14 protein-coding genes are annotated in these 15,053 nt (G+C 70.4%); 4 read left to right on the top strand and 10 right to left on the bottom strand.

Translation table 11 applies throughout. The features are described from left to right. Positions 1-24: 24 nt before the first annotated feature. From LPC04_RS07565 to gnd, 5 genes are all read right to left on the bottom strand, one after another. Positions 25-459 (bottom strand): DUF4124 domain-containing protein, encoded by a 435-nt coding sequence (locus tag LPC04_RS07565; protein WP_275681564.1) that lies wholly within the window; start codon positions 457-459, stop codon positions 25-27. A gap of 104 nt (positions 460-563) precedes the next feature. Then, on the bottom strand, positions 564-2,213 hold the full coding sequence (pgm, locus tag LPC04_RS07560) for a phosphoglucomutase (alpha-D-glucose-1,6-bisphosphate-dependent) (protein ID WP_275681563.1): 1,650 nt from the start codon (positions 2,211-2,213) through the stop codon (positions 564-566). 8 nt (positions 2,214-2,221) lie between these two features. Continuing rightward, complete coding sequence (pgi, locus tag LPC04_RS07555) at positions 2,222-3,850, bottom strand: glucose-6-phosphate isomerase (RefSeq protein WP_275681562.1); 1,629 nt, start codon at positions 3,848-3,850, stop codon at positions 2,222-2,224. Beyond that, on the bottom strand, positions 3,850-5,286 hold the full coding sequence (zwf, locus tag LPC04_RS07550) for a glucose-6-phosphate dehydrogenase (protein ID WP_275681561.1): 1,437 nt from the start codon (positions 5,284-5,286) through the stop codon (positions 3,850-3,852). The genes pgi and zwf overlap by 1 nt, the downstream gene beginning before the upstream one ends. A gap of 9 nt (positions 5,287-5,295) precedes the next feature. After that, positions 5,296-6,309, bottom strand: coding sequence for a phosphogluconate dehydrogenase (NAD(+)-dependent, decarboxylating) (gnd, locus tag LPC04_RS07545; protein WP_275681560.1), 1,014 nt, complete (start codon positions 6,307-6,309; stop codon positions 5,296-5,298). 231 nt (positions 6,310-6,540) lie between these two features. Here gnd and LPC04_RS07540 point away from each other — a divergent pair, with 231 nt between their 5' ends. Continuing rightward, the gene (locus tag LPC04_RS07540) at positions 6,541-7,572 is read left to right on the top strand and encodes a class I fructose-bisphosphate aldolase (RefSeq protein ID WP_275681559.1); all 1,032 of its coding nucleotides are present in this window, start codon (positions 6,541-6,543) and stop codon (positions 7,570-7,572) included. Between the two features lie 3 nt (positions 7,573-7,575). On the opposite strand, the gene LPC04_RS07535 is transcribed toward LPC04_RS07540, so the two are convergent. Further along, entirely contained in the window at positions 7,576-7,878 is a 303-nt protein-coding gene (locus tag LPC04_RS07535) for a DUF2917 domain-containing protein (RefSeq protein ID WP_275681558.1), read from the bottom strand. A gap of 151 nt (positions 7,879-8,029) precedes the next feature. Here LPC04_RS07535 and LPC04_RS07530 point away from each other — a divergent pair, with 151 nt between their 5' ends. Then, on the top strand, positions 8,030-9,481 hold the full coding sequence (locus LPC04_RS07530) for an aminotransferase-like domain-containing protein (RefSeq protein ID WP_275681557.1): 1,452 nt from the start codon (positions 8,030-8,032) through the stop codon (positions 9,479-9,481). A 9-nt stretch (positions 9,482-9,490) separates the two neighbouring features. Here the strand turns inward: LPC04_RS07530 and LPC04_RS07525 are convergent, their stop codons facing one another. Further along, positions 9,491-9,910 (bottom strand): hypothetical protein, encoded by a 420-nt coding sequence (locus LPC04_RS07525; protein WP_275681556.1) that lies wholly within the window; start codon positions 9,908-9,910, stop codon positions 9,491-9,493. A 94-nt stretch (positions 9,911-10,004) separates the two neighbouring features. On the opposite strand from LPC04_RS07525, the gene LPC04_RS07520 reads away from it, so the two are divergent. Continuing rightward, entirely contained in the window at positions 10,005-10,943 is a 939-nt protein-coding gene (locus LPC04_RS07520) for an SGNH/GDSL hydrolase family protein (RefSeq protein WP_275681555.1), read from the top strand. Positions 10,944-10,946: 3 nt separating this feature from the next. Here the strand turns inward: LPC04_RS07520 and LPC04_RS07515 are convergent, their stop codons facing one another. After that, positions 10,947-11,858: an AraC family transcriptional regulator gene (locus LPC04_RS07515; RefSeq protein ID WP_275681554.1), complete on the bottom strand. Its 912-nt coding sequence runs from the start codon at positions 11,856-11,858 to the stop codon at positions 10,947-10,949. Between the two features lie 103 nt (positions 11,859-11,961). Between LPC04_RS07515 and LPC04_RS07510 the strand changes: the two genes are divergently transcribed. Next, positions 11,962-12,711 (top strand): SDR family oxidoreductase, encoded by a 750-nt coding sequence (locus LPC04_RS07510; protein WP_275681553.1) that lies wholly within the window; start codon positions 11,962-11,964, stop codon positions 12,709-12,711. A gap of 7 nt (positions 12,712-12,718) precedes the next feature. Here the strand turns inward: LPC04_RS07510 and LPC04_RS07505 are convergent, their stop codons facing one another. Both LPC04_RS07505 and LPC04_RS07500 read right to left on the bottom strand, forming a co-directional pair. After that, on the bottom strand, positions 12,719-13,828 hold the full coding sequence (locus LPC04_RS07505; protein ID WP_275681552.1) for a D-alanine--D-alanine ligase family protein: 1,110 nt from the start codon (positions 13,826-13,828) through the stop codon (positions 12,719-12,721). 216 nt (positions 13,829-14,044) lie between these two features. Further along, on the bottom strand, positions 14,045-15,052 hold the full coding sequence (locus tag LPC04_RS07500) for a cation diffusion facilitator family transporter (protein ID WP_275681551.1): 1,008 nt from the start codon (positions 15,050-15,052) through the stop codon (positions 14,045-14,047). Between the last annotated feature and the right edge of the window lies 1 nt (position 15,053).

Below are 15,053 nucleotides of genomic sequence, written 5' to 3'. Positions count from 1 at the left end.
ATTCTGGCGGCTGCGTGCGCGGCTTCAGCGGCTGCAGCTCGGCTGGGCCATCTCGTGGCACACGGCCACGCCGCGATCGTTGACGCCGCGTCCGAGATACTCGCGGTGCGCGTTGAAGCAGGCCTGCGAGGCCTCGTAGGCGCGCCACTGGCTCTCGCACGCGGACGTCGCTGTTGGCTGCACCGGCTGACGGCGCACGCGGTAGCGGTAATACGGCTCGTAGCTGGGCTGCTCGAGCCTGGCTCGATCGGCATCCAGGCTCGCCTGGGCCGCCGCGATCTCCTCGTCGCTCGCGCCGCCGCCCGGCACGCTCACTGTGGACGCGGCCACGCCCGAGGCCGGCCGATCACCGTAGTGCACCACGCCCTTGCTGTCCGTCCACTTGAAGACATCGACGGCGCGCGCGGTGCCGGCCAGCGCGGCGCAGGCGGCGAAGGCGAGAGCGATGGCGTGCTTCATGGCGAACGGGTGACGAAATGCGACGACCGGATTTTGCGCGCATCCGGACGCCGTCGCCACGGCGGCCCGTCGAAATCGCCGCCGCACGTGACCGCCTGCCGGTTTCAGCCGGCGATCGCCTTGTCCACCAGCGCCTGCGCTTCGTCGAGCAGCCGCTTCAGGTGCGCGTCGCCGTCGAAGCTCTCGGCGTAGATCTTGTAGATCTCCTCCGTGCCCGACGGCCGCGCCGCGAACCAGCCGCTCTTCGAGCTGACCCGGATGCCGCCGATCGGCGCGCCGTTGCCGGGGGCCTTCGAGATGACCTCGGTGATCGGCTCGCCCGCGATCTCCCTGGTCTTGATCGCCTCGGGGCTCAACGCGGCGAGACGCTTCTTCTGCTGCGCGTCGGCGGGCGCCTCGACGCGGTCGGACACCGGCGTGCCGAGGTCCCTGGTCATCTTCTCGTACAGCGCGCCCGGGTCGTTGCCCGTCTTCGCGGTGATCTCGGCGGCCAGCAGCGCCAGCGTCAGGCCGTCCTTGTCGGTCGTCCACGACGTGCCGTCGCGGCGCAGGAACGCGGCGCCCGCGCTCTCCTCGCCGCCGAAGCCGAGGCTGCCGTCGGCCAGTCCCGCGGCGAACCACTTGAAGCCGACGGGCACCTCGATCATCTGGCGCTGCAGCCGCTGGCTGACCAGGTCGATCATGCGCGAGGACACCACCGTCTTGCCGATCGCCGCCTTCTCGCTCCACTGCGGCCGGTTGCGGAACAGGTAGTCGATGCAAACCGCCAGGTAGGCGTTCGGCTGCATCAGGCCGGCGCTGCGCGTGACGATGCCGTGGCGGTCGTGGTCGGTGTCGCAGGCGAAGGCGACGTCGAACTTGTCGCGCAGCTCCACCAGCCGCGCCATCGCGTACGGCGACGACGGATCCATGCGGATCCTGCCGTCCCAGTCCATCGTCATGAAGCCGAAGGTGGGGTCGACGACATCGCTGACGACGGTGAGGTCCAGCCCGTACTGCTCGGCGATGCGGCCCCAGTAGTGCACGCCGGCGCCGCCCAGCGGATCGACGCCGAGGTGGATCTTCGAGTCGCGGATCGCGGCCATGTCGACCACGTTGCCGAGGTCGGCGACATACCACCCGAGGTAGTCGCGCCGGTGCGTGGTCGGCGCGGCGAGGGCCTTCGCATACGTCATGCGCCTGACGCCTGCGAGGTCCTTCTCGAGGTACGCGTTGGCCGCGTCCTGCACGCCCTTGGTGATGTCCTCGGCGGCCGGGCCGCCGTTGGTCGGGTTGTACTTGAAGCCGCCGTTGTCGGGCGGGTTGTGCGACGGCGTGACGACGATGCCGTCGGCGAGCCGCGACGTGCGCTCGCGGTTGTGCGTGATGATGGCGTGCGACACCGCCGGCGTCGGCGTGTACTCGTCGTTCATCGCCAGCATCGTGTCGACGCCGTTGGCGGCCAGCACCTCGAGTGCGCTGCGTAGCGCGGGCTCGGACAGCGCGTGCGTGTCGATGCCGATGAACAGCGGGCCGTCGATCCCCTTCGAGGCACGGTAGTCGCAGATCGCCTGCGTGATCGCGAGCACGTGGCGCTCGTTGAACGAGCTGTCGAACGCGTTGCCGCGATGGCCCGAGGTGCCGAAGGCGACGCGCTGCGAGGCCTCGGCCGGGTCGGGGATGTTCGTGTAGTACGCGCTGACGAGCTTCGGGATGTCGACCAGCGACGAGCGCGGCGCGGGCTTGCCGGCGAGCGGCGAGATGATCTGGGCCATGGGTTCTCTCAGGTGCCGCGGCGCGCGCGGTAGCGCCGGATCAGCGCGTTGGTGGAGCTGTCGTGCGCGAGTTCGGGTTCCTGCGCGGCCTGCAGCTCCGGGATCACCTTCGACGCCAGCTGCTTGCCGAGCTCCACGCCCCACTGGTCGAACGAGTCGATGTTCCAGATCGCGCCCTGCGTGAACACGCTGTGCTCGTACAGCGCGATCAGCTTGCCGAGCGACTCGGGGGTCAGGGTGTCGACGAGGATCGTGTTGCTCGGGCGGTTGCCCTCGAACACGCGGTGCGGCACCAGCTCGGGCGCGATGCCTTCGGCCTCGACCTGCTGCGCCGTCTTGCCGAATGCCAGCGCCTCGGCCTGCGCGATCAGGTTGGCCACCAGCAAGTCGTGTTGGCCGCCGATCGGCGCCAGCGCGGTAAGGAAGCCGATGAAGTCGCACGGCACGACGCGCGTGCCCTGGTGGATCAGCTGGTAGAACGAGTGCTGGCCGTTGGTGCCGGGCTCGCCCCAGACGATGGGCGAGGTGTCGGCATGCACCTGCTCGCCGTCCAGCGTCACGTGCTTGCCGTTGCTCTCCATCGTGAGCTGCTGCAGGTAGGCGGGAAAGCGCTTCAGGTACTGCTCGTACGGCAGCACGGCCAGCGTCGAGAAGCCGAGGAAGTCGTTGTTCCACAGCGAGAGCAGGCCCAGCAGCACCGGCAGGTTCCCGGCCAGGGGCGCCGTGCGGAAGTGCTCGTCCATCGCGTGGAAGCCGGCCAGCATCTTGCGGAAGTTGTCGGGGCCGACCGCGATCATCGTCGACAGGCCGATCGACGAGTCCATCGAGTAGCGGCCGCCGACCCAGTCCTCGAAGCCGAACATGTTGGAGGCATCGATGCCGAACTTCCTCACGCCCTCGGCGTTGGTCGACACGGCGACGAAGTGGCGCGCCACCGCGTCCTCGCTGCCCAGCTGCGCGACGACCGAGTCGCGCGCGGCCTTGGCGTTGGTCATCGTCTCCAGCGTCGTGAACGTCTTCGACGACACGATGAACAGCGTCTCCGCCGGATCGAGCCCGCGCGTGGCCTCGGTGAGGTCGGTGGAGTCGACGTTGGAGACGAAGCGGCAGTCGAGCTCGTGCGTGGCGTAGTGGCGCAGCGCCTCGTAGGCCATCACCGGGCCGAGGTCGGAGCCGCCGATGCCGATGTTGATGACGTGGCGGATACGCTTGCCCGTATGGCCCAGCCACTTGCCGCTGCGCACCTGGTCGGCGAACTTCGCCATGCGATCGAGCACCGCGTGCACGGCCGGCACGACGTCCTGGCCATCGAGCAGGATCTTCTCGCCGCGCGGCGCGCGCAACGCCACGTGCAGCACGGCGCGGTTCTCGGTGGTGTTGATGCGATCGCCGCGGAACATCGCGGCGATCCTGTCCGCCAGCCCGCATTCCTCGGCCAGCGCGACGAGCAGCTTCAGCGTCTTGTCGGTGACGCGGTTCTTCGAGTAGTCCAGATAGATGCCCACCGCGTCCAGCGTCATGCGGGTGCCGCGCGTCGCGTCCTCGGCGAACAGGTCGCGCAGGTGATGCTTCGCGATGCCCTCGTGGTGGTCGACCAGCGCCTTCCAGGCCGCGCGATCCGTCAATGTCTTGCTCATCACGCGTCCTTCCTGCGATTGCCGCCGCAGGCCTCTTCGGGATTCGGGGCCTGCCAGCCGCCGTCGTTCGCGATCAGCGCGTCGGCCTCGGCCGGGCCCCAGGTGCCGGGCTTGTAGGCAACGACCTTCGGATGGTCGACGAGGATGTCGTCGACGGCCGTCCACGCGGCCTCGACGGCCTCGAGGCCGGTGAACAGCGAGCTGTCGCCGGCCATCGCGTCGCCGAGCAGGCGGTCGTAGGGCGCCTCTTCGCCGGCCAGGTCCTCGCAGGCGTAAAGCTCGCGCTGCTCGCCGACGAACCTCTTGCCGACATCCTTCACGCGCGCGGCGAGCGCGATCGACGACGTCGGCTGCAGCCGGAAGCGCAGGTAGTTGGGGCGGCCGCCGGCGTCCTCGAACAGCGCCTGCCGCGGCGGCTTGAACTGGATCTGCACCTCCACCGCGGTGTTGGGCAGCTTCTTGCCGGCGCGCAGGTAGAACGGCACGTCCTTCCAGCGCGGCGTGTCGACGAACAGGCGCAGCGCGACGTAGGTCTCGACGTCGGAGTCGGGCGCGACGTCCTTCTCCTGGCGATAGCCGTCGTACTGGCCGCGCACCATGTCGTCGGCCTTCAGCGGACGCATGGCCTTGAAGACATCGGCCTTGGCGGCCTGCAGGTCGGCGAAGCCGCGCGACTTCGGCGGCTCCATCGCGAGCAGCGCGACGATCTGGAACAGGTGGTTCTCGACGACGTCGCGCAGCGTGCCGGCGGTCTCGTAGAACGCGCCGCGGTCGCCGACGCCGAAGTCCTCGGACATCGTCATCTGCACGCTGGCGACGTGATCGCGGCACCACAACGGCTCGAGGAACGAGTTGGCGAAGCGGAAGTACAGGAGGTTCATGATCGCCTCCTTGCCGAGATAGTGGTCGATGCGGAAGATGGCGTCTTCCGGAAACACCGAGCGCGCCACCGCATCGAGCTCCTTGGCCGAGGCCAGGTCGCGGCCGAAGGGCTTCTCGACGATCAGGCGCGCGTCCTTCGCGAGGCCGGCCTTGCCGAGGTTCTGGATCACGGTCTCGAACAGCGTCGGCGGCACCGCGAGGTAGTGGGCCGGGCGCTTCGCGCCGTCCAGCGCCGTCTTCAGGGCCTCGAAGGTCTCGGGCTTGTTGTAGTCGCCGCCGACGTAGCGGATGGCCTGCTGCAGCTTGTCGAACGCGGGGCCGTCGGTGATGCCGCCGCCTTCCTTCTCGATCGAGTCGCGCACGCGCCGGTGCACCTCCTCGTCGGTCTGCGCGCGGCCGGCGACGCCGACCACACGAGGCACCAGCTCGCCGCGCTTCGCCATCGCGTACAGCGCGGGGAAGATCTTCTTGTTGGCGAGGTCGCCGGTGAATCCGAACAGCACCAGGGCGTCGGAATGCGGAGCGTTGCGGGTGGTCGTCGTGTCGTCGGTCATGGGGAAACGCTATGCCTTCTTTTCCGCATGCCCGCCGAATTCGGCACGCATCGCGGACAGGATCTGGTTGGCGAATTTCGCTTGTCCCTGCGAGGAGAAGCGGTCGTAGAGCGCGGCGCTGAGCACCTGCGTGGGCACGCCCTCGTCGATGGCGGCCTGGATCGTCCAGCGGCCTTCGCCGGAGTCCGACACGCGACCGCCGAACGCCGCGAGCTCGGGATCCTGGGCCATCGCCTTGGCCGTGAGGTCGAGCAGCCACGAGCCGACCACGCTGCCGCGGCGCCAGAGCTCGGCCACCTGCGGCACGTCGATGTCGAACTGGTAGTACTGCGGCTCGCGCATCGGCGCGGTCTCGGCGTCGGTGACGTGCTGCTGCTTGCCGATGTTGGCGTGCTTGAGGATGTTGAAGCCCTCGGCCAGCGCGGCCATCATTCCGTACTCGATGCCGTTGTGGACCATCTTCACGAAGTGGCCGGCGCCGTTCGGACCGCAATGCAGGAAACCGTTCTCGGCGTTCGAGGGATTGCCCATCACGCCGGGCGTGCGCGCGGCGGCCTCGACGCCGGGCGCGAGCGCCTGGAAGATCGGCGTGAGGTGGTCGAAGACCTCCTGCTCGGCGCCCACCATCAGGCAGTAGCCGCGATCCTGGCCGGCGATGCCGCCGCTGGTGCCGCAGTCCACGTAATGGAAGCCGGCGTCCTTCAGCTTCTTCGCGCGGTCGATGTCGTCGCGGTAGTACGAATTGCCGCCGTCGATGATGATGTCGCCCGGGTCGAGGTGCGCGATCAGGTCGTCGAGCACCTTGTCGACGATGCCGGCCGGCACCATCATCCAGACGGCGCGCGGCTTGTCCATCTTGCTGGCCATCTCCTGGAGCGACGCGGCACCGACGGCGCCGGCGGCGACCATCCTGGCGACGGCGTCGGCGTTCGGGTCCTGCACCACGCACTGGTGGCCCTTGCTCATCACGCGGCGGGCCATGTTCGCGCCCATCCGCCCCAGACCGATCATTCCGAGTTGCACTGCAGTCTTTCGAAGTTGAGTGGCACGATCATCGCGCACGGTTGAGTTGATGGCGAGCGAGTGGCCATCCGTCGGGGCGGCAAGCGCCATGCCCAACGGCCGAGCTTGCGAGGGTGCCGAAGGCCGCGCCGCACGGGTGCACGAATTGCCGCAAGGCCGAGCTGGGCGCCGCCTGCGCGTGCATGGTTTCTCTGCACGGCGGACACTGGCCCGAACCAGGAGAGATCGACGATGAACGAACAGACCTTGAAGGCCACGGCCGCCGCCCTCACCGCCAACGGCAAGGGCCTGCTCGCGATGGACGAGAGCAACCCCACCGCCGACAAGCGCTTCGCCGCGCTGGGCATCCCGCAGACGCCCGAGATGCGGCGCGCCTACCGCGACATGATCGTCACCGCACCGGGGCTGTCCGAGTCCATCGGCGGCGCGATCCTCTACGACGAGACGATCCGCACGAAGACCTTCGCCGACGTGCCCTTCGCCGAGGCGCTCGGGAAGGTCGGCATCATCCCGGGCATCAAGGTCGATGCCGGCGCCAGGCCGTTGGCGCTGCACGACGGCGAGCTCGTGACCGAGGGCCTGGACGGCCTGCGCGAGCGCCTCGCCGAGTATTCGAAGATGGGGGCGCGCTTCGCGAAGTGGCGCGCGGTCATCACGATTGACGACGCGAAGAACGCGCCGTCACGCGGCTGCTACGAGGCCAATGCGCAGGCGCTCGCGCGCTACGCGGCGCTTTGCCAGGAGGCCGGCATCGTGCCCATCGTCGAGCCCGAGGTGCTGATGGACGGGGCGCACACGCTGGCGCGCTGCGCCGAGGCCACCGAGCGCGCGCTGCACTTCGTGTTCGACGCCCTGCGCACGCAGCGCGTGCTGCTGGAGGGGATGATCCTCAAGCCCAACATGGTCGTGCCCGGACTGAAGTGCCCGACGCAGGACAGCGTCGACGACGTCGCCGACGCCACCGTGCGCGTCTTCCGGCGCAGCGTGCCGGCCGCGGTCGGCGGCATCGCGTTCCTGTCGGGCGGCCAGTCGGCGCCGGACGCCTCGGCGCGGCTCAACGCGATGCACGTACGCCACGGCGACGCGCTGCCGTGGCCGCTGGCGTTCTCGTTCGCCCGCGCGATCCAGGATCCGGCGATGAAGGCCTGGGCCGGCAAGAAGGAGAACGTCGCGGCGGCGCAGAAGGCCCTGGTCGAGCGCGCGCACCTGAACCGGCTGGCGCGCGAGGGCAAGTACACCGTGGCGATGGAGACGCCGCGCTGAGCGTCACGGAAAGCCCGGCCGCGCGGCCGGCGCGCGCCGCAGCACGCGCAGCGTCGCCTGCGGCGTGAAGCTCTCGATCACCACGCGGCCGTCGCACGCGACGACGTGGCGCTGGCCGGCGTCAACGATGTAGTCGTTGGCGTCGCCGGTCTGCGTCAGCCAGACCCGCCCGGACTGCACCGCGATGCACGCGCCGGCGCGCAGCTCGTGCGTGGCCGTGGCATGCGCGGCGAGGCGCACGACGGCGTCGGAGGCCTCGGCGCGTCGGCGGGCGAGGGTGGGGCGGAGGGCGAGCGTGTGGTCCATGGCGTCGATTCTGGAAGCGAGCGCCCGCGCGAAACAGCCACAACGACCTGCCGATTGCAGCGATACAGATCGCGCCGCGCCCGCACTGTCACGGTCGGATTTCCCGTCATCTGTACTGGTCTGCATCGCAGTCCGCAAGACAGAATGGGGCATGGACTCGCCCGACACGCTCTACCTGCAGATCGCCCAGACGCTGGCCGCGTCGATCCGCGCCGGCGTGCTCGCGCGCGGCGAGCGCCTGCCGTCGCTGCGCGATCTGGCGGCGCAGCATGGCGTGTCGCTGTCGACGGCCGTGCAGGCCTACCGCGCGCTGGAGGACATGCGGCTGGTCGAGACGCGCCCGCGTTCCGGCTTCTTCGTCGCCGCCCGGCCGCCGCTTCCGCCGGTGCCCGAGGCGACGCAGCCGCCGGCTGACTCGCGCGAGGTCGACATCGACAAGCTCGCCGCCTACACGCTACGGCTCGCGAATGCGGAGGGCTACATCTCGTTCGGCGCGGCCAGCCCGAGCGCCGAGCTGTTCAACGTCGAACGCATCCGCCGCACCGTCACGCGCGCGGCGCTGCGCCATCGCGACGCGCTGTGCGAGTACGCGCTGGGCTCGGGCCACGAGACGCTGCGCCGCGCGATCGCGCGCTACGCGCTGCGCCTGGGCTGCCAGCTGCAGCCGCGCGACATCGTCGCCACCAACAGCTGCCTCGAGTCGATCACGCTGTGCCTGCGCGCGGTGACGCGGCCGGGCGATGTCGTCGCGCTGGAGTCGCCGACCTACTTCGGCTTCCTCGAGATCCTGCAGAGCCTGCACCTGCGCGCGCTCGAGATCCCGACGCATCCGCGCGACGGCCTGTCGCTGGACGCGCTGGAGCTCGCGCTCGACACGCAGCCGGTCAAGGCGCTGCTGGTCTCGCCCACGCTGTCCAACCCGCTGGGCGGCAGCCTGCCCACCGCCGAACGCAGGCGCCTCGCGCGCCTGGTGCGCACGCGCGGCATCGCGCTGATCGAGGACGTGCTGCACAACGACCTCGCCGAGCAGGAGGACCGGCGCCGCGCCGTGCGCTCGTTCGACACCAGCGGGCACGTCATGCTGTGCGGGTCGTTCTCGAAGACGCTCGCGCCGGGACTGCGCGTGGGCTGGCTCGAGGCCGGGCGCTGGACCGAGCCGGTGCGGCGCATGAAGATGGCCACCAGCGGCGCGCAGACCACCTTCGTCGAACTCGCGATGGCCGAGCTGCTGAACCACACCGGCAACGAGGCCGCGTTCCGCCAGATGCGCCACACCATCGCGGCGCGCGTCGACGAGGCGCGGCGCCTGATCGCCGGCAGCTTCCCGAAGGGCACGCGCGTCACCGACCCGGCCGGCGGCTACGTGCTGTGGGTGGAGATGCCGCGCGGCGTCGATTCGCAGGCGCTGTTCACCGCCTGTCTCGCCGAACGCATCGCGATCGCGCCGGGCACCTTGTTCAGCGCGACCGACCGCTACAGGCACTGCGTCCGGCTGGGCGTCGGCGGCCGCTGGGACGACACGCAGCGGCACGCGCTGATGCGCATCGGCGAGCTGGCGCGCGCGTTGCTGGCGGCCGCGCCGGCGTTGCGCGAGGCGGCCTGACGCGCGGCGCTACTTGCAGACCAGACCGACGAGTTCCCTGGCCGACTTCGGCATGGCGATGAACGGCTGGGTCTTCAATCCGACCCAGCCCGTCGGGCCATACGTGAACGTCCAGGCCTCGACCTGGTAGCCATATCCGCCATGCTCGAGCGAGACGATCAGCTGGCTCGTTCCCATGGCCGCCAGCACGAAGCGGCGGAACGGGCCGCCGCCGACATCGCCCATGTTGAACGGGCCGCCGCGGTCGGAGATCTCGCCGCCTTCGCGGGGCGCGTGCTCCAGTGCGAAGCGAACTTCCACCGGCAGCGAGGCCAACGATTTCAGCTCGAGATAGGTGTCGGGCGCGCAGGCGAGGCGGTCGTCGGCACGCGCTCCGACGCACAGGCCGGCGGCGAAGAGGGTGGTCGCGAGGCGGGTGATGAGAGACATCGCAAAAAGTATAGGCGCGCGCCGGCATGCGACGAGCGACGGCCGACGGACGATCGCGCCGTCGATATGATCGGCGAGAAACCTGGAGACGACCTTGCCCCACGCCTTTTCGCCGCTGCGCGCCGCCGCGACGTTCGCCGGCCTGTTCGCGCTGGCCGCCGACGCGACCGCCGGCAGCATCCTGTTCATCGGCAACAGCTTCACCTACGCCCAGGGCTCGGCGGTGCACTACTACCGCGCGAGCACGGTCACCGACCTGAACGGCCAGGGCATCGGCGGCATGCCGGCGCTGTTCAAGTCGTTCGCGACGGAGGCCGGGCTCGACGTCGACGTCTACCTCGAGACGCAGGGCGGCGTCGGCATCGACTGGCACCTGGCCCACAAGAGCGACGTGATCGGCCAGCGGCCGTGGGACAGCGTCGTGATGCACGGCTACAGCACGCTCGACGCGGCCAAGCCGGGCGACCCGGCCTTGCTGGTCGATACGGTACGCCGTATGTCGGCGCTGCTGCGCGCGCGCAACCCGGCCGTCGAGATCCGCCTGATGTCCACGTGGCCGCGCGCCGACCAGACCTACGACTCGCGCGGTGCCTGGTACGGCAAGACCATCGAAGCCATGGCCCGTGACCTGCGCGCCGGTTACGACAAGGCCGCCGCCGCCACGCCCGGACTGAAGCCCGTCATCCCCGTGGGCGATGCGTGGATCCGCGCCATGCAGGCCGGCGTGGCCGACGCCAATCCCTACGACGGCATCGAAGCCGGCAAGGTCGACCTCTGGACCTACGACCACTACCACGCCAGCGTCTACGGCTACTACCTCGAGACGCTGGTCGTCTTCGGCAGCGTCACCGGCCTCGATCCACGCTCGCTGGGCGACAACGAGTGCTCGGGCTACGAGCTGGGCCTGTCGCGGCCGCAGGTCGGCGCGCTCGAGCAGGTCGCGTTCGATCAGCTCGCCGCGGGCGGCGCCAGGCTCGTTCCGATGAAGACCGCCAAGCCGGCCGTGCCCGAGCATTGCGTGCCGGCGCGCTGAGCGTCATGCCGCGGCTTCAGCGGCGTGCTCGCGCGCATAGTGCGTCGGCGGCCGGCCGACATGGCGCGTGAAGGCGACGCTGAACGTGCTCGCGGAACTGTAGCCCACGCGCTCCGCGATTTCGGCCATGCGCGCGCCGTCGCGGCGCAACAGGTCCTTGGCGAGCGCCATGCGCCAGGCGAGCAGGTACGCCATCGGCGCGACGCCGACCTCGCGGCTGAAGCGTTCGAAGAAGGTCGATCGCGACAGCGCGGCCTGCCTGGCGAGCTCGGCCACCGTCCACGCGTGCGTCGGCCGCTCGTGCATGCCGCGGATCGCGGCGGCGAGCCGGCCGTCGGCCAGGCCGCGCACGAGACCCGGCGACGCGTTGGTGCCGACCGAGCGCAGCGCCTCGATCAGCAGCACCTCCAGCAGGCGCGACAGCACGACCTCGCGCGCGGGCCGCTGCTCGCGCGACTCCTCGCGCACCAGGTCGACCAGCGTGGCCAGGCGCTGCTCGCCGCGCACGTGCACGAACTGCGGCAGCAGCGAGACGAGCAGGGAGGCGTCGGGCGAGCCGAAGCTGCAGTGGCCCGCCATCATGCGCAGGTCGACCGCGCCGCCGGGCTTGCCGATGCGGAATTCGCCGTGACCCAGCGCGGTCGGCGCCGCCGTCACCACGCCCGGCGCCGGCTCCTCGAGGCTGGACATCGTCACGCCGAAGGCCGCCGGAATCAGCACGAAGTCGCCCGACCGCAGCTCGATCGGCTCGTGCCCGTCGATCGCGATGCGGCAACCGCCGTCGAGGATCACGCCGTAGAACGGCTGGCCCGCGTCGGAGCGGCGGATGCGCCACGGGCTCGCGCCGTGTACCAGCTTCGAGAAGCGTGCGGCGGGCTGCAGCAGCGCGACGACTTCGGCCAGCGGATCGACCATTGCCGGACTCCTGCAAACGAGTTCTGGACTGTCGATTGTAGCGAGTACGGCCTCGGCGGCCTATCGTGGCGACTCACCCCGACGAATCAAACAAGGAGTTTCCATGCAGACCATCCTCATCACCGGTTGCTCGTCCGGCTTCGGCCTCGAGACCGCGCGCACCTTCCTCGCCCGCGACTGGCAGGTCGTCGCGACGATGCGCAACCCTGCCGACAGCGCGCTGCCGCCGTCGGAACGCCTGCGCGTGCTCGCGCTCGATGTCACCGACGCGGACAGCATCGGCCGCGTCGTCGAGGCCGCGGGCCCGGTCGACGTGCTGGTCAACAACGCGGGCTTCGGCGCGGCGGCGCCGGCCGAGCTCACGCCGATGGACACGATCCGCCAGCTGTTCGAGACCAACACCTTCGGCACGATCGCGCTCACGCAGGCCCTGCTGCCGCAATTCCGCCGACGCGGCACCGGCGTGATCGTCAACGTCACGTCCAGCGTGACCCTGAAGACCTTGCCGCTGCTGGCCGCCTACCGCGCGAGCAAGGTGGCCGTCAACGCGTTCACCGAGTCGATGGCCCTCGAGCTCGAGCCGCTGGGCATCCGCACGCGCCTCGTGCTGCCCGGCCGCTCGCCGGAGACGCGCTTCGGCGACACCGCGCGCACGCACATGCACGGCTTCGAGCACGAGGCCTACGCGGCGCTCGTCAAGCGGGTCGTCGCCGGGATGCAGGACACGTCGACGCCGCTGACGCACGCACAGGACGTCGCCGAGGCCGTGTGGCGCGCGGCGACCGACCCTTCGACGCCCATGCGCATTCCGGCCGGCGCCGACGCGGTGGCCTGGGCGGCAGAGGCGCGCTGAGCGGCGCTCAGGCGCGCGCCAGCGCAAGCTCGACCAGGCGCGTCACCTGGTCCTTGATCGGCACGCCCGAGGCCTCCAACATGCGCGGATAGAGGCTGATCGACGTGAACCCGGGCAGCGTGTTGAGCTCGTTGATGAACAGCTCGCCGTGCTCGCCGAGGAAGAAGTCGACGCGTGCCAGATCGCGGCAGCCCGTCGCCCTGAACGCCTCGACGGCCATCGTGCGCAGGCGCTGCCCCGTCGCGGCATCCAGCCGCGCGGGCACGTCGACGATCGCGGTGCTGTCGTCCGCGTACTTGGCGTCGTAGTCGTAGAACGCGCGCTCGGTGCCGGTGCGGATCTCGCCGACGACGGAGGCGACCGGGCCGTCCTCGGTGTCCATCACGCCGCATTCCAGCTCGCGGCCGATGACGCGGCGCTCGATCAGCACCTTGTCGCCGTGCTCGAGCGCGCCCGCGAGCGCGCGTTCGAACGCGGCCTCGTCGTCCGCCGGCGCGGTGCCGATCGACGAGCCGAGCGACGCGGGCTTGACGTACAGCCGCGGCCCGAGGCTGTCGCTGAGCGCCTGCCAAGTCGGCAGTGGCGCGCCGCGGCGGTGCAGGCGGTAGGGCACGACCGGCAGGCCGGCCTGCATCAGCAGGCGCTTCGTCACCTCCTTGTCCATCGTCACGGCGCCGGCCAGCACGCCGACACCGACGTAGGGCAGGCCGCAGGTCTCGAACAGGCCCTGCAGGCAGCCGTCCTCGCCGAAGGGCCCGTGCAACGCGGGGAACGCGACGTCGATGCGCGGCAGGTCGTACGCCTCGCCCGAGCCATCGCATGGCAGCAACTGCCCCGCGCGGCCTGGCGCGAGCGTCACGGCGCAGGCGCGCGGATCGACCGCGGCGTGAAACGCGTCGCTCGCGAGCGGCATGTAGCGCCAGACGCCGCCGCGCTCGATGCCGATCGGCACGACGCGGTAGCCGGCCGCGCGCAGGGCCGCGTGGAGGGTCGCGGCGGAGCGGATCGACACCACGTGCTCGGCGGAGCGGCCGCCGAAGAAGAGGCCGACGACGGGCGGCAGCGTGGTGCCGGAATCCGTCGCGAATTCGAGGGGAAGTTGCGTCTTTGCAATCACGGGAAAGTCCTGTCCAGGGTGGCCGGCGCCGCTGTCGGATCGGGCGCCCGTGGACGAGGACGATAGCCATCGGCGCGCGCCCGCAGGCGGCGACTTCGCTCACGACGGCGTGAGGCTTTCTTCCGTTGCGCCTGCCCCGCCAGGGCCTCCTGGCGCGTCGCGATCCGGCCCGGACATCGTCCTGCAGCACATGCGCCCGGCCGCGCGCGCGGCATGTCAGCCCGCCACCGGCGTCTGGTCCCGCGTCGCGTCGGCCACGTTGTCGCCATACCTCTCGCGCACGGTGCGTGTGTACTGCAGCGGGTTCTGCGGCTTGATGAACAGCGAGGTCACTTCGGGATGGGCCTCCTGGATGCGGCGCTCGATGTCGCCGATCATCTGCTCGATCTGCGGCGCGGTCAGCGCGTCGTCGAACTCGAAGCTCATCGCGGCCATGATCTGGTCGGGCGCGAGATGGACCGTCAGCACGCCGTTGGCATGCGAGGAGCCGCAGGCGCCGTTGGCGATGTCCAGCAGCGAGCGGATCAGCTCGCCGTCCGCGCGCTCGCCGATCAGCAGGCTCTTGCTCTCGCGCAGCAGCAGCGTGGACGTGCAGGCGAGCACGAGGCCGATCAGGATCGACGAGATGCCGTCGGCCAGCGGCATGTCGAAGTGCGCGGCGAGCACGACGCCGATGGCCGCGATCGCGATGCCGATCAGCGCGGCGCTGTCCTCGAACACGACCATGAACAGCGGCGGATCCTTGCTCTTGACGAAGGCGCGCCACCAGCCCAGGTCGCCCTTGGCCTTGCGGAACTGGCGCACTGAGACGACCCACGACCAGCCCTCGAACAGGAACGACGCGGCGAGCACGATCTCGCTGACGATCGCGTTCTCGATCGGCTGCGGGTTCAACACGCGATGCACGCCCTGCACGATCGACACGCCCGCGCCGAGCGCGAACACGAGCAGCGCCACGATGAAGCTCCAGAAGTACAGCTCGCGGCCGTAGCCTGCCGGATGGTCGCGGTCGGCCTTCTTCCTGGCCACGCGCATGCCGTACAGCAGCAGCACCTCGTTGCCGGTGTCGACGAACGAGTGCACCGCCTCGCTGAGCATCGCCGAGCTGCCCGTGAACGCGGCCGCGCCGGCCTTGGTCGTGGCCACCAGCACGTTGCCGATCAGCGCGGCCCAGACGGCGGACTTCGAGCCCTCGTCGCCGCCGTCCGGATCGGCCTCGGCCATG

It is taken from the genome of Scleromatobacter humisilvae, from assembly GCF_023231945.1.
Classification (GTDB): domain Bacteria; phylum Pseudomonadota; class Gammaproteobacteria; order Burkholderiales; family Burkholderiaceae_C; genus Scleromatobacter; species Scleromatobacter humisilvae.
The sequence above is the reverse complement of the archived record's forward strand: the minus strand, read 5'-3'. Positions and strand labels throughout refer to the sequence as shown.